Source organism: Microbacterium xerophyticum (genome assembly GCF_053543555.1).
This window is the reverse complement of sequence record NZ_JBLVOB010000004.1, coordinates 327,334-345,887: the sequence shown is the minus strand read 5'-3', so window position 1 is coordinate 345,887 and position 18,554 is coordinate 327,334. Positions and strand designations below refer to the sequence as shown.

20 protein-coding genes are annotated in these 18,554 nt (G+C 67.6%); 19 read left to right on the top strand and 1 reads right to left on the bottom strand.

Features of this window, described 5'->3' with window-relative positions:
- Window positions 1-176 precede the first annotated feature (176 nt).
- Together ACNPNP_RS04270 and ACNPNP_RS04265 are read left to right on the top strand one after the other, a co-directional pair.
- Entirely contained in the window at window positions 177-1,064 is an 888-nt protein-coding gene (locus ACNPNP_RS04270) for an MBL fold metallo-hydrolase (protein ID WP_448964817.1), read from the top strand.
- Window positions 964-2,049: an alkyl/aryl-sulfatase gene (locus ACNPNP_RS04265; RefSeq protein WP_448964874.1), complete on the top strand. Its 1,086-nt coding sequence runs from the start codon at window positions 964-966 to the stop codon at window positions 2,047-2,049. Before ACNPNP_RS04270 ends, ACNPNP_RS04265 begins: the two co-directional genes overlap by 101 nt.
- A gap of 203 nt (window positions 2,050-2,252) precedes the next feature.
- Here ACNPNP_RS04265 and ACNPNP_RS04260 read toward each other — a convergent pair whose 3' ends face one another.
- A complete protein-coding gene (locus tag ACNPNP_RS04260) occupies window positions 2,253-3,473 on the bottom strand; it encodes an ROK family protein (RefSeq protein WP_448964816.1) in 1,221 nt (406 codons plus the stop codon).
- A gap of 100 nt (window positions 3,474-3,573) precedes the next feature.
- Here ACNPNP_RS04260 and ACNPNP_RS04255 point away from each other — a divergent pair, with 100 nt between their 5' ends.
- The 17 genes from ACNPNP_RS04255 to ACNPNP_RS04175 all read left to right on the top strand — a co-directional run bounded on the left by ACNPNP_RS04255 (window position 3,574) and on the right by ACNPNP_RS04175 (window position 18,529).
- Window positions 3,574-4,899 (top strand): ABC transporter substrate-binding protein, encoded by a 1,326-nt coding sequence (locus ACNPNP_RS04255; protein WP_448964815.1) that lies wholly within the window; start codon window positions 3,574-3,576, stop codon window positions 4,897-4,899.
- A 59-nt stretch (window positions 4,900-4,958) separates the two neighbouring features.
- Window positions 4,959-5,852 carry a carbohydrate ABC transporter permease gene (locus tag ACNPNP_RS04250; protein WP_448964873.1) on the top strand — a complete coding sequence of 298 codons (894 nt, stop codon included), beginning with the start codon at window positions 4,959-4,961 and terminating at the stop codon, window positions 5,850-5,852.
- Window positions 5,852-6,727 (top strand): carbohydrate ABC transporter permease, encoded by an 876-nt coding sequence (locus ACNPNP_RS04245; protein WP_448964814.1) that lies wholly within the window; start codon window positions 5,852-5,854, stop codon window positions 6,725-6,727. The genes ACNPNP_RS04250 and ACNPNP_RS04245 overlap by 1 nt, the downstream gene beginning before the upstream one ends.
- A gap of 48 nt (window positions 6,728-6,775) precedes the next feature.
- Complete coding sequence (locus ACNPNP_RS04240) at window positions 6,776-8,479, top strand: glycoside hydrolase family 13 protein (protein WP_448964813.1); 1,704 nt, start codon at window positions 6,776-6,778, stop codon at window positions 8,477-8,479.
- 101 nt (window positions 8,480-8,580) lie between these two features.
- Window positions 8,581-9,603: a metal ABC transporter solute-binding protein, Zn/Mn family gene (locus tag ACNPNP_RS04235; protein ID WP_448964812.1), complete on the top strand. Its 1,023-nt coding sequence runs from the start codon at window positions 8,581-8,583 to the stop codon at window positions 9,601-9,603.
- The gene (locus ACNPNP_RS04230) at window positions 9,600-10,439 is read left to right on the top strand and encodes a metal ABC transporter ATP-binding protein (protein WP_448964811.1); all 840 of its coding nucleotides are present in this window, start codon (window positions 9,600-9,602) and stop codon (window positions 10,437-10,439) included. Before ACNPNP_RS04235 ends, ACNPNP_RS04230 begins: the two co-directional genes overlap by 4 nt.
- Window positions 10,436-11,320, top strand: a complete 885-nt coding sequence (locus ACNPNP_RS04225) for a metal ABC transporter permease (RefSeq protein ID WP_448964810.1) — start codon at window positions 10,436-10,438, stop codon at window positions 11,318-11,320. The genes ACNPNP_RS04230 and ACNPNP_RS04225 overlap by 4 nt, the downstream gene beginning before the upstream one ends.
- 9 nt (window positions 11,321-11,329) lie before the next feature.
- Window positions 11,330-11,749: a Fur family transcriptional regulator gene (locus ACNPNP_RS04220; RefSeq protein ID WP_448964809.1), complete on the top strand. Its 420-nt coding sequence runs from the start codon at window positions 11,330-11,332 to the stop codon at window positions 11,747-11,749.
- A gap of 74 nt (window positions 11,750-11,823) precedes the next feature.
- Complete coding sequence (locus tag ACNPNP_RS04215; RefSeq protein ID WP_448964872.1) at window positions 11,824-12,789, top strand: permease; 966 nt, start codon at window positions 11,824-11,826, stop codon at window positions 12,787-12,789.
- Complete coding sequence (locus ACNPNP_RS04210) at window positions 12,782-13,579, top strand: TIGR03943 family putative permease subunit (RefSeq protein WP_448964808.1); 798 nt, start codon at window positions 12,782-12,784, stop codon at window positions 13,577-13,579. The genes ACNPNP_RS04215 and ACNPNP_RS04210 overlap by 8 nt, the downstream gene beginning before the upstream one ends.
- Window positions 13,569-15,296, top strand: coding sequence for a hypothetical protein (locus ACNPNP_RS04205; protein WP_448964807.1), 1,728 nt, complete (start codon window positions 13,569-13,571; stop codon window positions 15,294-15,296). The genes ACNPNP_RS04210 and ACNPNP_RS04205 overlap by 11 nt, the downstream gene beginning before the upstream one ends.
- Before the next feature lie 4 nt (window positions 15,297-15,300).
- Entirely contained in the window at window positions 15,301-15,963 is a 663-nt protein-coding gene (locus ACNPNP_RS04200; protein WP_448964806.1) for a DNA-3-methyladenine glycosylase, read from the top strand.
- A gap of 132 nt (window positions 15,964-16,095) precedes the next feature.
- Window positions 16,096-16,332: a 50S ribosomal protein L28 gene (gene rpmB, locus ACNPNP_RS04195; protein ID WP_307359928.1), complete on the top strand. Its 237-nt coding sequence runs from the start codon at window positions 16,096-16,098 to the stop codon at window positions 16,330-16,332.
- Window positions 16,332-16,502 (top strand): 50S ribosomal protein L33, encoded by a 171-nt coding sequence (gene rpmG, locus ACNPNP_RS04190; RefSeq protein ID WP_147038276.1) that lies wholly within the window; start codon window positions 16,332-16,334, stop codon window positions 16,500-16,502. Before rpmB ends, rpmG begins: the two co-directional genes overlap by 1 nt.
- A 2-nt stretch (window positions 16,503-16,504) precedes the next feature.
- Window positions 16,505-16,810 carry a 30S ribosomal protein S14 gene (gene rpsN / locus ACNPNP_RS04185; protein WP_033105719.1) on the top strand — a complete coding sequence of 102 codons (306 nt, stop codon included), beginning with the start codon at window positions 16,505-16,507 and terminating at the stop codon, window positions 16,808-16,810.
- Between the two features lie 299 nt (window positions 16,811-17,109).
- A complete protein-coding gene (locus ACNPNP_RS04180; RefSeq protein ID WP_448964805.1) occupies window positions 17,110-17,934 on the top strand; it encodes a type IV toxin-antitoxin system AbiEi family antitoxin domain-containing protein in 825 nt (274 codons plus the stop codon).
- A gap of 307 nt (window positions 17,935-18,241) precedes the next feature.
- Window positions 18,242-18,529, top strand: a complete 288-nt coding sequence (locus tag ACNPNP_RS04175; RefSeq protein WP_033105720.1) for an HU family DNA-binding protein — start codon at window positions 18,242-18,244, stop codon at window positions 18,527-18,529.
- Window positions 18,530-18,554 lie beyond the last annotated feature (25 nt).

The following is an 18,554-nucleotide window of genomic DNA, read 5'->3' as shown; positions in this document are numbered from 1 at the left end:
TGCGCGCGTCCTTTCGTCTGCCAGGGGAACCGTTCCCTCAACCTCACAAAGCCGCTTACCGTCGATTCACCCGGTCTCGCCCCGGACGGGTGATCTCGTCGTTGCAGCACTGCACTCCCGGTGCGAACCTGAATTGACGATCCGCACTGACGCGGAAGCGACTTCAGGAGGCGACGATGGCGCAGAACGATGCTACGGCGGCAATCAAGCGGCAGCAGGAGGCGCTGCAGGATCAGCTCCCGTTCGATGACACCCGAGACTTCGCGGCCGCCGCGCGAGGGTTCCTCGGAACTCTCAGTCCGGGCGCCGTCCATGACGAGGACGGCAACGTCGTCTGGGACGCCGACAGCTACGATTTCATCACCGGCGACGCGCCCCACACCGTCAACCCGAGCCTGTGGCGCCAGTCGACCCTCGTCTCCAAACATGGACTGTTCGAAGTCGTCGAGGGTGTCTATCAGGTCCGTGGATTCGATCTGTCGAACGTGAGCTTCATCGAGTCCGACACCGGGGTCATCGTGATCGATCCGCTCATCTCGAAGGAGACCGCCGGAGCAGCCCTCAGCTTGTACCGGCAGCACCGCGGCGAGCGTCCGGTGGTCGCCGTCATCTTCACCCACAGCCACATCGACCATTTCGGCGGCATCTTCGGCATAGTCTCCAAAGGCGACGTCGAGTCCGGCCGCGTGCAGATCATCGCGCCGGAAGGCACCGTCGCAGAGGCCGTGGCTGAGAACGTCTACGCCGGGACGGCGATGGGACGCCGAGCCGGCTACATGTACGGTGCCGCTCGAGCGCAGTGCGAAAGGCGCGCTCGGTGCGGGACTCGGCATGACGACATCGACCGGTCACGCCGGCATCATTCCGCCGACGATCGAGGTCGCCGCGACTGGAGAAGCTCACACCATCGACGGCCTCGATATCGAGTTCCAAATGGCGCCGGGCACCGAGGCTCCGGCCGAGATGCACTTCCTGTTCCCGAAATACCGAGCGCTGTGCATGGCCGAGAACGCCACTCACACCCTCCACAACCTCCTGACCCTCCGCGGAGCTCTCGTGCGTGACCCGCACGTCTGGGCGCGCTACCTGACGGAGGCTATTGAACGGTATGGGGACCAGGCGGATGTCGTCTTCACTTCCCACCACTGGCCGACGTGGGGCAACGCAGAGATCCTCGAGTTCCTTGGTCTGCAACGTGACCTCTATTCCTATCTGCACGACCAGACGCTGCGGATGACGAACCAGGGTATGACGGGCACCGAGATTGCCGAGGAGATCCAGCTGCCTCCGATCCTGGAGAACTCGTGGCATGCGCGCGGCTATTACGGCAGCGTGAGCCACAACGTGAAGGCGATCTATCAGCGCTACATGGGCTGGTTCGACGGGAATCCCGCTCGTTTGTGGCCGCATCCCCCTAAGGCGCTCGGGGAACGCTACGTCGCACTCGCCGGCGGCATCGAGAGCATCGTCGATGCCGCGCAGGCTGCGTACGACGACGGCGACTTCCGGTGGGCGGCGACGCTCCTCGATCACGCCGTCTTCACGGAGCCGGAGAGCACCGCGGTGCGCGAGCTGTACGCGGCGACGCTCGAGCAGCTGGCGTATGGCGCCGAGAACGGCACCTGGCGGAATTTCTACATGTCGGGTGCGACCGAGTTGCGCACCGGCAACTTCGGCACGCCGACCACCACGAACGCCCCCGAGATCGTCGCGCAGCTCACCGTGGAGCAGCTGTTCGATTCCGTGGCGATCTCCGTCGACGGACCGCGCGCATGGGATCTCGACGTCGCCCTCGACTTCACGCTCACCGACGAGGGACGGAACTTCCGGGTCACGCTCCGCAATGGGGTGCTCGTATACGTCGAGAAGCCGGCCGATGCGGCCACCGCCCAGGCGTCGCTGTCTTTGACGAAGCCGCGGCTGCTCGCGCTGGTCGCGGGAGACTCCGACAGTCCTGGCGTGGCGATCACGGGTGACGCTTCGGTTTTCGGCACCCTGACGTCGGTACTGACCGGCGGCGATCCGGGGTTCAACATTGTCACACCCTGATGTTGCGCAGTGACTACGAAAATAGCGCTCGCTGATCCCGGGTGTGCGCACGAGCCTCATGTCGGCTTCGCGGCATCCGCACCGGGACAACTTGTATGACGCAAACCGGCGGAAACGGTGCGGTGCGTCCCGTGCGTTCCCATGGATCAACTGGCCCAGGTATCAAGGTGAGTCATAACCGACGGCCCGGTCGGATGCCGCGACTAGGCGGGCGCGCTCAGCCGCTGCTCCGCGAGTCGGGGCACGGCTCGCTCGCGCGCCGCACGGCGTGCGGTCGCGACGGCTCCGGCGGAGACGACTGCGGCACCGAGGGTCGAGGCGGCGATCTCGGGCGCGGGGAGGTGAAGCTCCTCCGGCAGGATGCGCCGCGCGGCGGCGAGCACTGGCTCGATGCTCTCGGCGATCGCCCCGCACACGATCACGCGCGAGGGGTCGTACATGCTGCCGAGCACTCCGACGATGCGTGCGACAGTCGCACCGACGCGGTCGGTGACGAGCACGGCATCCGCGTCTCCTGACGCCGCGAGAGTCAGTACGACCCGTGAATCGATGCGCTGCTCCGCCACGAGTCGTCCCACCGCGCTGTCCGCGGTGATCTCGCCGTTTTCCACCGCGGCCCTGGCCTGATTCTGCACGGCGTACCGGAGCCCGAAGGCCGAGCCGACACCGACGATGTGATCGAACACGATGCTCTCTCCGACACCGCCGTGCGCACCGTGCAGCACGTGCCCGTCGACGACCACTCCGCCGCCGAAGCGCTCACTGGCGAGCAGGGCGACGTAGTCGCGGCATCCGATCGCCGCCCCCACCGCACCCTCGGCAATGGCGGCGAGCTGGGCGTCGTTCTTGATCTCGACGACGGGAGCCCAGTCGCGCAGCGCCTCGGCGAGGCCGGGGTTCGTCCGCTCCCAGAAGCCGTCGGGATGAGGCGGTGAGATGCCGTCGCGGTTCACGGGCGCGGCGACACCGGCGCAGAGTGCGAGCACGCGGTCTCGGGGGATGCCGGCCTCGTCGAGAGCCGTACGCAGCTGCTCGATGATGGTCGCCCGCCGCTCGTCGGCGGACTGCGCCGAGGAGATCTCGACACGGTGATGCACGAGCGTGCGATCGAGCGGGTCGGCGACCGTGACGGCGAGATGCGTGTCGCCGGCGTCGATGCCCACGACGACGCCGAGGTCGTCGGAGAGGGCGAAGCGCCTGGCCGGGCGTCCGGAGCGATAGCTGCCTGCGGCACGAGCGTTGGGGAGCTCCCGCAGGACCTCGGCTCCGACGAGCGTGTCGATCGCATCGATGGCGGTGGAGCGCGTCAGCGACGTGGCGGCCATGACCTCGGTGGCGGTGAACTGCCCCGCCTCCCAGGCGAAGTCGAGGACGGCCCCGACGCTCGCGCGTCCGGTTCCGAGCCCTGCGGCGACTTCTGTCACAACGCTTGACCTTCCTCTCGTTCCAATGAGAGAGTACCTCCCGACAGTAAATTCGTTCATTAGATTTAATGTTCGGATCTATCGGATCGGAAGGACGACGGTGTCTGAGAAACGAACACGCGCGCTGCGGATGGTCGCCGGTGGCCTCGGCCTCGCGATGGTCGGTGCGGCTCTCACGAGTTGCGCGGCCGGGTCGTCTGCGGAGACGATCCGCTTCACCTTCAACAAGCGCGAGGCGATCCCGTTCATGACCGAGCTCGTCGCCGAGTACAACGCGTCTCAGGACGACGTGCGGGTGGAGATCGACACGTCGGGGCCGGACGTCATCTCCGCCAGCTTCGTGCGGGGCAACCCGCCCGACCTCATCCTCGGCAACTACAACTACGAGATCGCGCGTTTCGTGCAACGCTGCGCCCTGATCGATCTCTCCGATACGGATGCGGCCTCCGCCATCCGGGACGACCTGCAACCGCTCATGGAGCAGTACGGCTCGTGCGAGGGCCGCACGAGCGCCCTGCCGTACTCGGTGATGGCGGCCTCCGTGATCTACAACAAGGAGATCTTCCGGGCCGAGGGACTGGAGGTGCCGCAGACCTGGGACGAGCTGATCGCCGTGTGCGACCAGCTCAAGGATGCCGGGATCGACCCGTTCTACGGCACGTTCAAGGACGACTGGACCGTCGGTCAGGGTTGGTACGACTACACGATCGGCGGCTCCGTCGACACGATCGAGTTCTTCGACGCGATGGCCGTCGAAGGCGCAGCGGTGGGTCCCGACTCGGACGTCTCGTTCGAGAAGGACTTCGCCGAGCCCATGGAGCAGATGATGCAGCTCGCGATCGAGTACACGAATGAGGATGCCGAGAGTCGAGGCTACGGCGACGGCAACCTCGCGTTCGCCGAAGGCGCGGCGGCGATGTACATGCAGGGCCCGTGGGCATTCAGCGAGATCGCGAAGACCGCGCCCGACCTCGAGCTCGGCACCTTCCCCCTGCCCATGACCGACGATCCGGCCGACCTCGGCGTGCGCGTGAACATGGATCTCGGGGCGATGATCCCCGAGGGATCGCGGCACCAGGCCGCGGCACGCGACTTCCTCGAGTATCTGTACCTCCCCGAGAACATCGAGGCGTACAACGAATCCCAGCTCGGCTTCACGCCGACCAAGGACGCTCCTGCTCCGAACGACCCGAGGATCGAGGGGATGATCGACTACTACGAGAACGGGCAGATCTATCAGGGCGCGTCGGTGCTCGTCCCCAAGACGATCCCGGTGATGAACTACGCCCAGGCGATGGTGCTGGGCGCCTCGACGACATCGACGCTGCGCACGATGGACGCGGACTGGGCTCGCATCGCCTTCCGCGCTCCGATCCCCACCACAGAAGATGCGGCCGCAGGCGAGACAGAGGAGTCCGCACCGTGAGCACCACCGCATCCGCGAACATCACGCGGCCCAACAGTCCGACCACGGACACGACCTCCATCGTCACAGGACAGGGACGCAGGCTCCGTCGGCGCACCCGAAGGGTCGAGCCGATCTACTACCTGTTCCTGCTTCCGACGCTCGTGCTCTTCACCCTCGCGATCACGCTGCCGGCGGTGATGGGGATCTTCTTCAGCTTCACCGACTCGATCGGGATCGGTGAGTGGAGTTTCAACGGGGTGACCAACTACATCGCCATGTTCAGCGACCCGGCGATCCTGCAGAGCTACCTGTTCACGTTCGGGTTCTCGATCGCCACGGTGATCGTCGTCAACGTCATCGCGTTCCTGCTCGCCGTGGGCCTCACCTCCCGCATCCGGTTCAAGACGGGCCTGCGCACGATCTTCGTGATCCCGATGGTGATCTCGGGCATCATCATCGCGTACGTGTTCAACTTCCTGTTCTCGAACTCGATTCCTGCCGCTGGTGCGGCCACCGGCATCCCGTGGCTCGAGACCAGCCTGCTGGCCAATCCTGATCTGGCGTGGGTGGCGATCGTGATCGTGACCGCGTGGCAGGCCGTCCCCGGTGCGCTGCTGATCTACATCGCCGGCCTGCTCTCGGTGCCGAACGAGGTGTACGAGGCGGCGAGCATCGACGGCGCGAGCAAGCCGCAGCAGCTCACGCGCATCACGATCCCGCTCGTCGCGGGGTACGTCGTGATCAACGTGATCCTCGGCTTCAAGGGGTTCCTGAACGCCTACGACATCATCGTCGGCCTCACCAACGGCGGGCCGGGGACCGCCACCCGCAGCGTCGCGATGACGATCATCGCCGGTTTCAACAGCGGCGACTACGCCTACCAGATGGCCAACGCGACGATCTTCTTCATCGTCGCCGTACTGATCTCGCTCCTTCAGCTCTCGCTGACCCGCGGAAGGAATGCCCTCTGATGTCGACGCAGACGATCACCACCCAGACCGTGGGGAAGAAGCCGCGCGTGCGCATGGAGCGCGTGAACTGGTCAGGCACGATCATCCTGATCCTGTGCGCGGTCACCGTGCTCCTGCCCCTGTACGTCACGATCTCGATGGCGTTCAAGACCACGGGACAGGCGGTCGACGGCAACGCCTTCTCGATTCCCGCGCCGTTCAGCATCGACGGGTTCGTCGAGGCCTGGAACCTCACCAAGTTCCCCGTCGGTGCGGCGATCTCGCTGCTGGTGACCGCGGGCACCGTGATCGCGACGATACTGCTCGCCGCGTTCGCGTCGTACGCGATCGTGCGCAACTGGGATCGGCGGCTGTTCCGCTACTCGTTCTTCTACCTGCTCGCAGCGATGTTCATCCCGTTCCCCGTCGTGGCTCTGCCGCAGATCCAGCTGACGGGACGCGTGGGCCTGGACAACCCGCTCGGCGTCATCATCCTCGCGACCATGTTCCAGCTGAGCTTCAGCGTGCTGCTGTTCACCGCCTTCCTCCGGTCGATCCCGCTCGAGCTGGAGGAGAGCGCGCGCATCGACGGTGCCAGTACGTGGCAGACGTTCTGGCAGTTGATCTTCCCGCTGCTCGCCCCGATGAGCGCGACGGTCGGCATCTTCGCGTTCCTCTACGCGTGGAACGACTTCATGATGCCGTCGCTCATCATCTCGGATCCGGCGCTGCAGACCTTGCCGGTGCGTCAGAACCTGTTCCAGACGCAGTTCAGCAACAACTACAACGTGTCGTTCGCCTCGTACCTGATGGCGATGGCCCCGGCGATCCTGGCGTACCTGTTCACGCAGCGCTTCGTCATGGAGGGCGTCACGCAGGGCGCCGTCAAGGGCTGATCCTCACGACCTCAGACCATCGAAAGACAGAAGGAGCAACACCCCCTCATGACCGATGCGCCTCTCACCGAGACCCGCGACGACATCACCGCAGGCGACAGCACGGCGGCGTGGTGGCGGCAGGCAGCCGTCTACCAGATCTACCCGCGCAGCTTCGCGGATGCGAACGGGGACGGGCTCGGTGACATCCCCGGCATCGTCAGCCGCGCCGACTATCTCGCGCAGCTCGGCATAGACGCGGTGTGGCTGAGCCCGTTCTACCCCTCGGCGCTCGCGGACGGCGGCTACGACGTCGCCGACTACCGCGACGTCGATCCGAGGCTCGGCACACTGGAGGATTTCGACGCCATGGTCGCTGCGCTGCACGAGCGCGGCATCCACGTCGTCGTCGACATCGTCCCCAATCACACGTCCGACCTGCACGAGTGGTTCCAGGAGGCGCTCGCCGCCGGGCGCGGATCCGCGGCGCGCGAGCGGTACATCTTCCGCGAGGGCGCGGGCCCCGACGGGGCTGAGCCGCCCACCGACTGGGGGGCGGCGTTCGGCGGCCCGGCATGGGAGCGCGTGGAGGACGGGCAGTGGTACCTGCACAGTTTCGCCACCGAGCAGCCCGATCTGAACTGGGATCACCCCGAGGTCCGCGCGGACTTCCTGAAGACCCTGCGCTTCTGGTCCGACCGCGGAGTCGACGGGTTCCGCATCGATGTCGCGCACATGCTCACCAAAGACCTCACGGAGCCGCTGCCCTCACGTGCAGACCTCGAGCTGATCGACCGTTCGTCGGGCCGGCATCCTCTCAGCGACCGTGATGAGGTGCACGACATCTACGCCGAGTGGCGTCGCGTGTTCAACGAGTACGACCCGCCGCGCACGGCGGTCGCGGAGGCGTGGGTGGCGACACCGGAGCGCCGTGCGAAGTACGCGTCGGCGGAGGGGCTCGGCCAGGCATTCAACTTCGACCTCCTCGTCGCCGACTTCGATGCCGGTCAGTTCCGGAGCATCATCGCCGACAACCTCGAGCAGGCCCGGGTGACCGGGTCATCGAGCACGTGGGTGCTCTCCAACCACGACGTCACCCGGCATGCCACGCGGTACGGCCTCGCGCCCCTCGGAGGACGCCCGGTCAAGCAGGGCGTCGAGTGGGTGGCGGCCGGCGGTCCGGAGGACAAGCTCGACCGTGCACGAGGGGCCCGCCGGGCGAACGCGGCGACGTTGCTGCTGCTGGGGCTTCCCGGCAGCACCTACCTCTACCAGGGAGAGGAGCTGGGACTGCACGAGGTCGCGACGATCACGGCAGCGCAGCGTCAGGACCCGGCGTTCTTCCGCGGTGCCGAGTTCGACGGACTCGGGCGGGACGGATGCCGCGTGCCGCTGCCGTGGACGGCATCCGGATCCTCGTTCGGATTCGGCACCGACGGTGCACATCTGCCGCAGCCGGAGTGGTTCGCCGAGTACGCCGTCGACGTCGAGGCGGATGATCCGTCGTCCACCCTGTCGCTGTACCGCGAGGCGCTGCGCCTGCGGCATCTGCTGCAGACCGGCGAGACGCTGGTGTGGAACGACACCGGGCGCGCCGATGTGCTGCGCTTCACGAGGCCGAACGGCTGGCAGATCGTCGCGAACTTCGGCGAGGATCCGCTCGAACTCGGCGCAGATGCCGCCGGTGTCGTGCTCTCGAGCCGGGCACTCGACGGACAGTCGCTGCCGGGCGAGACCACGGCCTGGATCGCGCCGGGCGATCTTCTCGGCTGAGCACCGCGGGCGTCCGCGTCCGGGGCCTCGCGGCGCCATGCTCGGTTGCCTCGTCGGGAGTCTGGTGAGAATGGTTATCATTAGCGTGTAGAGTGGAGGGCATGAAGAAGTCCGTCGCCGCATTCGCCGTCGCATCAGTCTCCGCCCTCGTCCTGGCCGGATGCTCCACCACTCCCGCTCCGGAGAGCGGGGGAGACGGCGTGATCCAGGTCGTGGCCAGCACCAACGTCTACGGATCGCTCGCCGCGCAGATCGGCGGCGACCGCGTCCATGTGACCTCGATCATCACCTCGGCTTCGCAGGACCCGCACTCCTACGAGGCGTCAGCGCGCGACCGCCTGACCGTGCAGGATGCCGACCTCGTCATCGAGAACGGCGGAGGCTACGACTCGTTCGTCGACACCCTCATCGGTGAGTCCGACGTGCACGTCTTCACGGCGGCATCTTTCTCGCACGACTTCCCCGGCAACGAGGGGCATGAGGATGCCGCGACCGATGAGCACGCGGAAGAGGGCCACTCCGAGGAGGAGCACGCCGCCGAAGAAGAGGGCCACGACCACGCCGAAGAAGAGGGCCACGAGGGCCACGATCACATCGAGGGCTTCAACGAGCACGTCTGGTTCGACCCGCACACCATGATCCACGTGGTCGAGGGCATGGCAGAGGAGTTCACCGAGCTCGACCCCGACGGCGAGGCCGACTTCACCGCAGCGGCCGCCGAGATCATCAGCGACCTCGAGGGCTTCGAGGCCGAGCTCGAGACGCTCGGCGTCGACGCTGGCGGAGCGTCCGTGTTCATCACCGAGCCGCTGCCCGGTTACATCGCGGCGGCCGCCGGCCTCACCGACGTGACGCCCGAGGGCTTCGCGGAAGCGGTGGAAGAGGGCACCGATGTCTCTCCCGCTACGCTTCTCGCGGCACTCGATGTCATCGAGGGCGGCGAGGTCAAGGCGCTGCTCACCAACGCGCAGACCGGCGGCGCCGAGACCGAGCGCGTCGAGGAGGCGGCTGAGGCCGCCGGCATCCCCGTCGTCGCATTCACGGAGCTGCTCGAGGACGGATCGTCGTACTCTGAGTGGATGCGTGATGCGATCCAGGACCTCGCCGCCGCACTCGAGAAGTGAGTGGGGCCGACACCGGCGCGAGCGCGGGCCGATCGGCGCCCGTACTCGAGATCACCGGGGCGGCGCTTCACCGCGGGCACCGGGAACTGTGGTCCGGACTCGATCTGACCGTCCAGCCCGGAGAGTTCATCGCCGTGCTCGGGCCGTCGGGCTCGGGCAAGACCACGCTCATGCGCGCGATCCTCGGTCTGCAACCGCTGAGTTCGGGCAGCATCCGCGTCGCGGGGCATCCGGTTCGTCGAGGCAACCCGCGCATCGGATACATCCCTCAGCAGCGGCCCCTGCCTCCGGACACCAGCATGCGTGCCCGCGACGTGGTCGCCCTCGGCGTGAACGGCACGCGATTCGGACTGCCCATCCCTCGCCGCGGTGACAGGGCAAGAGTCGACGCACTGCTTGAGGGCGTCGGGGCCTCCCACTTCGCCGAACGCCGCGTGGGGCTCCTCTCCGGAGGGGAGCAGCAGCGGCTGCGAGTGGGACAGGCCCTCGCGGATGCGCCGACGCTGCTGCTCTGCGACGAACCGCTGTCGAACCTGGACCTCGCGAACCAGCTCGGCATCACCGACATCATCGACCGTCAGCGCCGCGAGCGCGATGCCGCCGTGCTGTTCGTGACGCACGACATCAACCCAATCCTGGGCAGGGTCGACCGCATCCTCTACATCGCGGGCGGCCGCTTCGTGCTCGGCACCCCGGACGAGGTGCTGCAGAGCCGCGTGCTCACCGACCTGTACGGAACCCCGGTCTTCGTGCTCCGTGCCGGCGACCGCCTGGTCGTCGTCGGCGTGCCGGATGCCGAGCCGCACCACGATCACGACGCGGGAGAAGTCGCATGATCGCGCCGATGATCGACTGGGGAGACGTCTTCTCGTTCCAGGACTACGGCGCACTCGTCGCCCTGCTCGCGAACTCGATCATCGCGGGTGCCGTGCTGGGCATCGTCGGCGGGCTGATCGGCGTCTTCGTGATGCAGCGCGACCTCGCCTTCGCCGTGCACGGCGTGAGCGAGTTGTCGTTCGCCGGTGCCGCCGCGGCCCTGCTGTTCGGTGGCAGCGTGGTGGCAGGATCGCTCGGAGGCGCCCTGGTCGCCGCGATCCTGATCGGCATCCTCGGTTCGAAGGCGCGCGACCGCAATTCGATCGTCGGTGTGCTGATGCCGTTCGGCCTCGGCCTCGGCATCCTGTTCCTGTCGCTCTACGACGGGCGCAGCGCCAACCGCTTCAGCCTGCTCACGGGCCAGATCGTCTCGGTGTCCAGCCCCGACCTCGGGTGGCTGATCGGCATCAGTGCTTTCGTGCTGATCGGGTTGCTGGTGATGTGGAACCCGCTGCGGTTCGACTCGCTCGACAACGTCGCCGCCAGCGCCCGCGGCATCCCCACCGGCGCGCTGAGTCTGGCGTTCATGGTGCTGCTCGGACTCATCGTCGCCGTCAGCGTGCACATCATCGGCGCGCTGCTGGTCATGGCGCTGCTGGTGACCCCCGCCGCGGCGGCCATGCGCGTGGCGGCCGGCCCCCTCACCGTGCCCCTGCTCGCGGCGCTGTTCGGGTTCGTCTCCGCCGTCGGCGGCATCCTGCTCGCGCTCGCAGGCACCCTGCCGGTGAGCCCGTACATCACGACCATCTCGTTCCTCATCTACGCGGGATGCTGGCTGGTGCAGCGCTCGCGCGCACGGGTGACACGACGCTCTCAGCCCGTGACAAGCGCCGCGGCCTAGACTCTCGGTATGGTTCAGCGCAATACCTGGCAGCGTGAGCGCGTGCGTGAGGCGCTCGCGGATGCGCGCGGTTTCGTGAGCGCGCAGACTCTTCACGCGACGCTGCGCGATGAGAACACCGGAATCGGTCTCGCCACGGTCTATCGCACGCTCTCGGGCCTCGCCACAGCGGGCGACGCCGATTCGCTGCAGAGCCCGGAGGGCGAGGCGCTCTACCGCGCCTGTTCGACCGAGGGCCACCACCACCACCTGATCTGCCGTTCGTGCGGTCTGACCGTCGAGATCGAGGCGAAGGACGTCGAGGCCTGGGCGCAGCGCACCGCGTCGCTGCACGGCTTCAGCGAGGCCGAGCACGTCGTCGACATCTTCGGACTGTGCACTCCGTGCGCGAACCGGCGCGCAGCCGCTGAGGGATCAGCGTCCGCGTGAGCACCGTCAGCCCGCCGCGCGCGTCGACTGCTGCTGGGCCGGGTCGCAACTCGCGCGCCCCTCGCTCGCCGTGGATCGGCGTCGGCATCGGTGTCGTCATCATCGCGGCGCTGTTCCTGATCGACAGGTTCGCACCGTCGCTGTTCCAGGCGTCGCTGCCCAACCGCGCGCAGGACGGACTGACCCTCGCACTGAGCGTGCTGATCGAGGCGCTGCCGTTCGTCGTGCTCGGCGTGGTGCTGTCGATCGTCGTGCAGGTGTGGCTGCCGCCGGATCTCATCCAGCGCTGGTTGCCTACGCGCGGCTGGGCGCGCCGTGCGGTGCTCTCGCTGCTCGGGATGCTGATCCCGGTGTGCGAGTGCGGCAACGTGCCCTTCGCCCGTGGTCTGATGATGCGCGGCCTCGCGCCGGCGGAGGCGATGACCTTCCTTATCGCCGCGCCCATCGTGAACCCGATCGTCATCATCACCACGCACGCCGCGTTCGGCTGGGACGGCGGCATCCTCGTCGCGCGGCTCGTCGGCGGATACCTGATCGCGAACCTGATCGGCTGGATCTACAGCCGTCACCCCTCGCCCGCCGCCCTGCTCACCCAGCAGTTCACCGCCACGTGCGAGCGGGTGCAGCACGAGCACGGCACCCCGACCCGTCGCAGTCTCACGCAGTTCCTGATCGAGCTGCGCGCCGTCATGCCGGCGCTCGTGATCGGCTCCGCACTCGCGGGTGCCGTGCAGGTGCTCGTGCCGCGCGACATGCTGCTCGCGATCGGCTCGAACCCGGTGCTCTCGATCGTCGCGATGATGGCGCTCGCGATGACGGTGGCGATCTGCTCGAACGTCGACGCCTTCTTCGCCCTGTCGTTCGCCTCGACGTTCTCATCCGGTGCGCTGATCGCCTTCCTCCTGGTGGGACCGCTGGTCGACATCAAGATGCTCGCGCTGCTGCGCACGACGTTCACCACCCGCACGCTCGTCGGCGTGGTCGCGGTCGTCGTGATGAGCGCGTTCGCGATCGGGATCGGGGTGAACGTCTTTGGCTGAGCAGTCCCGTCCCCGCTGGCGAGCCATCGCGACGCGCTGGCTCGGCCTCGGCCTCGCCGTCGTCATCTCGGTCGTGACCCTCGGTCTCGGCCTCACCGGCCGGCTCACCCTCTACATCAGCCCCGAATCGATCTGGTTCGCATGCGCAGGTGCCGTCGTCGTGCTCGCCGGAGCGATCTGGTCGTGCACGCTCCCGTTGGGAGCCGAGACGGATCACGGCCACGATCACGGACCCGCCCCATCGGATGCTGCGCCCGTCGCGCCCCCGAAACGCGTCCTCAAAGCGGCCGGTGTGGTCTCGGCCGGTGTCGTCGCGAGCGGCGTCGTCGTCGCCGCACTCGTTCTGCCGCCCGCATCGCTGTCTGTCGAACTCGCGATGTCGCGGGCGGATGCGACCGGCACCCTCTTCGCCGGTGCGGACACCCCGACGCTCGGCGTCGCGGACACCACGACCTTCGGGGTCGGGGAGTGGTCGAGCGTCTTCGCGACGGCCACGCGCCCTGAGGCCTACGACGGCTCGACGGTCACTCTGACCGGCTTCGTCACGCCCGGCGCCGATGCGGATGCCGTTAACCTCACCCGCATGATCATCACGCACTGCGTGATCGATGCGCAGCCGGCCGCGGTGCCGGTGGCGGTCGATGCCGGCGAGAGCGGCAAGGGCCAGTTCAGCACAGGGCAGTGGATCGAGGTCACCGGCACGGTCACCGCCGACAGCGACGGCTCGCTGCGCGTCGTCCCCACCTCGGTCGTCCAGATCGATGAGCCGGGGGATCCTTATGAGTACTGAGGATCATCCGGACGTACCGCGCACCCGAGCTGAAGCGCGTGCGGCGCGCGAGGCCGGTGCGCGCGAGGCCGCTGAGCACGAGGCCGCAGAGCGCGAATCCGCTGAGCGAGGCGTCGCGGAGCACGAGGCGGCGGAGGCACGGCATCCGACGACTGAGCCCGGCGACGCGCCCGCGATCCCACCCGCTCCGGCCGACGCGACATTCCTCCCTGCCGTCGTGCAGCCTGTCCCTGCCGCCGGCGTCGCTCTGACGACCATTGAGCCCGCCGGTGCAGGGTCCCCGGGCGCTGAACCTGCCGCCGAGCCGGCTCGTGGCTCCTCCAGCGCGGCCGCCCATCGCGTCGCCGCCCCCAAGGACCGCCGTTTCCTGTACACGATCCTCGCGGTGGTCACCGTGCTCGTGGTCGTCGTCGCTGGGCTCGGCGTCATCAGCCTGTTCCAGGGGCCGCGCGTCAGCGAGGTGCAGGTCGACGCGGCAGAGGCCATCGACGTCTCAGGAAGCCGCGTCATCCTCACGGCCAATCAGTCGCTGCAGCAGATCGACGAGTCGCAGGTGACGGTCGAGCCCGCTGTGCCGTTCACGGTGGATGCCGCGGGGCGCAGCATCGGCATCCGCTTCACCGTCCCTCTCGACGACGCGACCGAGTACACCGTCAGGGTCGCCGGTGCCACGGGCACGGGCGGGGGCCCGGCATCCGACCTCTCGACCAGCTTCACGACGCCGGCCGCCGAGATCTTCCTGCTCAACAGGTCTGACGATGATGACTCGATCTTCCGCACCGATCTCGGCGGCGAGAACGCGGTGCCCGTGTTCACGCATCCGCGCATCAACGACTTCCGCTCGACGTCGACACGCCTCGTCGTCGCGGTCGAGGAAGAGGAGGAATCGCGCATCCTCGTCATGGACCACAACGGCGCGAATGTGCGCGAGCTGACCCTGCCCGGCGACGGGTTCGTGAGCTCGGTGCAAGTCTCCGAACGCGGAGGGCTGGTCGGCTACACGTACTCCGATCGCGAGCTCACGGAGGACACCGGACGCGCGAGCGTGCTCGTCACGCAAGCGCTCAGCGGTGACGACGAGCCGCACATCGCGCAGGTCGGCGACGCCGAGGCCAGCATCGCCGAGTGGCAGTTCGTGCCCGACTCGGCCGCGGTGCTGTTCATCGACTTCGACGGCACGCTCTCACTCGATGACCGATCCGGCGATGAGGGCGCGCAGAACATGGGCATCGCCATGAGCCTGCTGGGCATCTCGCGGGGCACGTACACGGCGATCGTGCGGCGTGCGGACGGCGCGACAGTGGAGCTGAACCTCGCCGACGGCTCGGAGACGCCGCTCGCGGCATCCGACCCCGATTTCGGTCCGGCGACCACGATCACCCCGTACCCCGGCGGCACCCTGCGGCACATCGTGGCCCGCGACGCGAACGGCCTCCCCACCGGTCAGGCGATCATCAGGGTCGACGACGACGGTGCCGCGACCTCGCTGTTCGACGTCGCCTCCGGCAATGCGATCCTGCAGGCGTGCCCGTCCCCGAGCGGTCAGTACGCCGCGGTGACCGTCGCGCCCACGCTCGTCGAGAACCCGTACGACGACATGCTCGTGCCGCTTCCGAAGACCCTGCAGACCCATCTGATCGACCTTCGCTCCGGCGAGGAGATGGTCGTGCTCACCGGTTTCGACGCCTCGTGGTGCCAGATGGCGCCGCAGTTCTGAGCCGATGACGCTGCGCCGTGCCACCAGAGGCGACCTCGCCGCCCTCCCGCTCGAGGTCGCGCCCCGACTGCTCGGCGGCGAGCTTCGCACCGTCGTCGACGGAGCCGAGGTGCGCCTGCGGATCACCGAGGTCGAGGCCTATCACGGCCGCGGCACGGGGGAGCTCGCCGACCCCGGATCCCACGCGCGCATGGGCAGGACCGCGCGCAACGCCACGATGTGGGGCGAGCCGGGGCATCTCTACGTGTACCTCAGCCACGGCATCCACTCGTGCGTCAACGTCGTGTGCGCACCGGACGGGATCGCCGGTGGTGTGCTGCTGCGAGCCGGCTCGGTCGTCGAGGGCGTGGATGCCGCGACCGCACGATCGGGCAGGACAGGGCGCGACCTCGCCAGAGGCCCCGGACGATTCGGGCAGGTGTCGGGCCTGCGGCATCCGCTCCACGACGGGATCGACGCGATCACGGGGGCGGAACTGCACGGAGCCGGCGCCGAGCTGTGGCTGGCGGACGCTGAGGTCCCGATCGCGACAGGACCGCGCGTCGGCGTCGCCGGGCACGCCGGCACGCACGCCTTCCCATGGAGGTTCTGGATCGAGGGAGACCCGTCTGTCTCGGTGTTCCGCTGGGGGCGGGGCGCAGCCGACGCGCAGGCCATGCTAAACTGACTCCTTGTCTGCGCACACTCCTGTGCGTAGTTCGTGTGCTGTCTCCCTCCTGGTTCATCCGAGAGGTGCGGCGCGCAGACAAGGGATCTTGGGTGAGGCCGTCCGGTCTCACGGTAATGAAGGAGTAATCACATGGCAGCAGTGTGCCAGGTGACAGGAGCTGTTCCCGGCTTCGGTCACAACATCTCGCACTCGCACCGCCGGACGAAGCGCCGCTTCGACCCGAACGTGCAGAAGAAGACCTATTTCGTGCCGTCGCTCGGCCGTAAGGTCACCCTGAACGTGTCCGCCAAGGGCATCAAGGTGATCGACGTGCGTGGCATCGAGAACGTGGTCAAGGACCTCAAGGCGAAGGGTGTGAAGCTCTAATGGCCAAGAAGGCTCAGGACGTCCGTCCGATCATCAAGCTGCGTTCGACGGCAGGCACCGGGTTCACGTACGTGACCAAGAAGAACCGTCGCAACACCCCCGACCGCCTCGTGCTGAAGAAGTACGACCCGGTCGTCCGCAAGCACGTCGAATTCCGAGAGGAGCGCTAAACATGGCTAAGAAGAGCAAGATCGCTCGCAACGAGCAGCGCAAGGTCATCGTCGAGCGCTACGCCGCACGTCGTGCCGAGCTGAAGAAGACCCTGGTCGACCCGGCCGCGACCGACGAGGCCCGCGAGGCTGCTCGCGTCGGCCTGCAGAAGCTGCCGCGCAACGCATCGCCGGTGCGCGTGCGTTCGCGTGACGCCATCGACGGTCGCCCCCGTGGCATGCTGACGAAGTTCGGCATCTCGCGTGTGCGCTTCCGCGACATGGCACACCGTGGCGAGCTGCCCGGTATCACCAAGTCGAGCTGGTAAGCAACGCCTTCAAAGGGGGCGAGGATCTTCGGATCCTCGCCCCCTTTCGCGTACCCGGGGCGTCTGCACGCCCGCGGCGTCGGGCGGACTTCTCGCCGATGGGCGGACGATATGCCCAGGAAGCTCCGCCCGAGGCTGAGCTCTCCGCCCGAGGCTGAGCTCTCCGCCCGACACTGTGCGGCGGCACGGGGGCTGAGGCAGGCCCGATTCACCCTGCACGGGTTCGAGCTTCGGGCTCTCATCCACCGAAGGCGCGGATGCTGAGTCCTGACACTCATGCAAGACGGCATGATCGTGCCGTGGATCCGATCCCCGAGCTGCACGCACGCAACGGCGTCGCCCGTGTCGACGCCCTCCGGCGAGCTGGAGTCAGTGAGCACGCGCTGCGCCGCGCCCGTGAACGAGGACAACTGTTCTCGGTGTGCCGTGGATGGGTGGCTCTCAGAGGTGCGGATCCGATGCTCATCGCGGCAGCCCGTCGCGGTGTCGTCCTCAGCTGCGTCACTCTCGCCGCGCGGAAGGGGCTGTGGGTGCTCGACTCATCCGAGCCGCACCTCGCGGCGCCGGCGAGATCCGGTCACGCCCGAGTGGAGCGCGGGGTCATCCACTGGAACGTGCCACTGTTCCCCAGAGACCCCGAATCCTGCGAGGACTCCCTGGAGAACGCACTGGTCATCGTCGCTCGATGTCAGCCCTACGAGGCGGCACTTGCTGTGTGGGAGTCGGCCGCCAAGAAGGGGATGCTGGATGTCGAGGTGATGCGTGGGACACCACTGCCGCCGGCAGCGCGACGGATGGTCGAAGATGTGCGTCCCTTCGCCGATGCCGGCACCGAGACGATCTTCCTCACTCGCCTGAGGTGGTTGGACCTTCCGATCCTGCCGCAGGCGTGGGTGCTGGGGCATCGCGTCGACTGCCTCATCGGTGACCGGCTGATCGTGCAGATAGACGGCGGTCATCATGTCGGTGAGCAGCGCACGAGCGACATCAGGCACGACGCGGAACTGAAGCTGCGCGGGTATCACGTCATCCGTATCGGCTACGACCAGCTGTTCGACCAATGGCCACAGGTGCAGGCGCTGATCATGGCCGCTGTCGCGCAGCGCCTTCACATCGCGGCGTGAGTTGCGTCGGCATCCACCCCCGCGCCTCCTCTCACTGCGTAGGGCGGAGAACTCGCGGATGGGCGGAGGCTCGGCCCAGGATGCTCCGCCCACGGCTGAGTTCTCCGCCCAACCCTGCGGGGCGAGGGGCGAAAATCTGTGACTGGAGTGACCAATGTGACGCGACACGCCTAGGAAAACCCCAAAACCCGCGAAATGACGCGGAAATGCGGGCAGTGGTTGATACATTCGAGGCGGTCACTCGACCAGCGGGCGGCATCCGCCTCCCGAACCACAACGATGCGACACTTTGTCGCTGGAGGATGACATGGCTGACAAGTCCATCACCAAGACCGAGCTCGTCGCGAGCATCGCAAGCGCCACCGGCCAGAGCCAGGCCACCGTCTCCGGTGTCCTCGACGCACTCTTCGGCACCGTCTCCGACGCTGTCGCCAAGGGCAGCAAGGTCTCGATCCCGGGCTGGATCTCGTTCGAGCAGGTCGACACCGCGGCTCGCACCGGCCGCAACCCCCAGACCGGCGCCGAGATCAAGATCCCGGCAGGCAAGCGCGTCAAGGTGACCGCCGGCTCCAAGCTCAAGGCAGCTGTCAAGTAAGACCGCTCCTCTCGAAGGGGGCCCC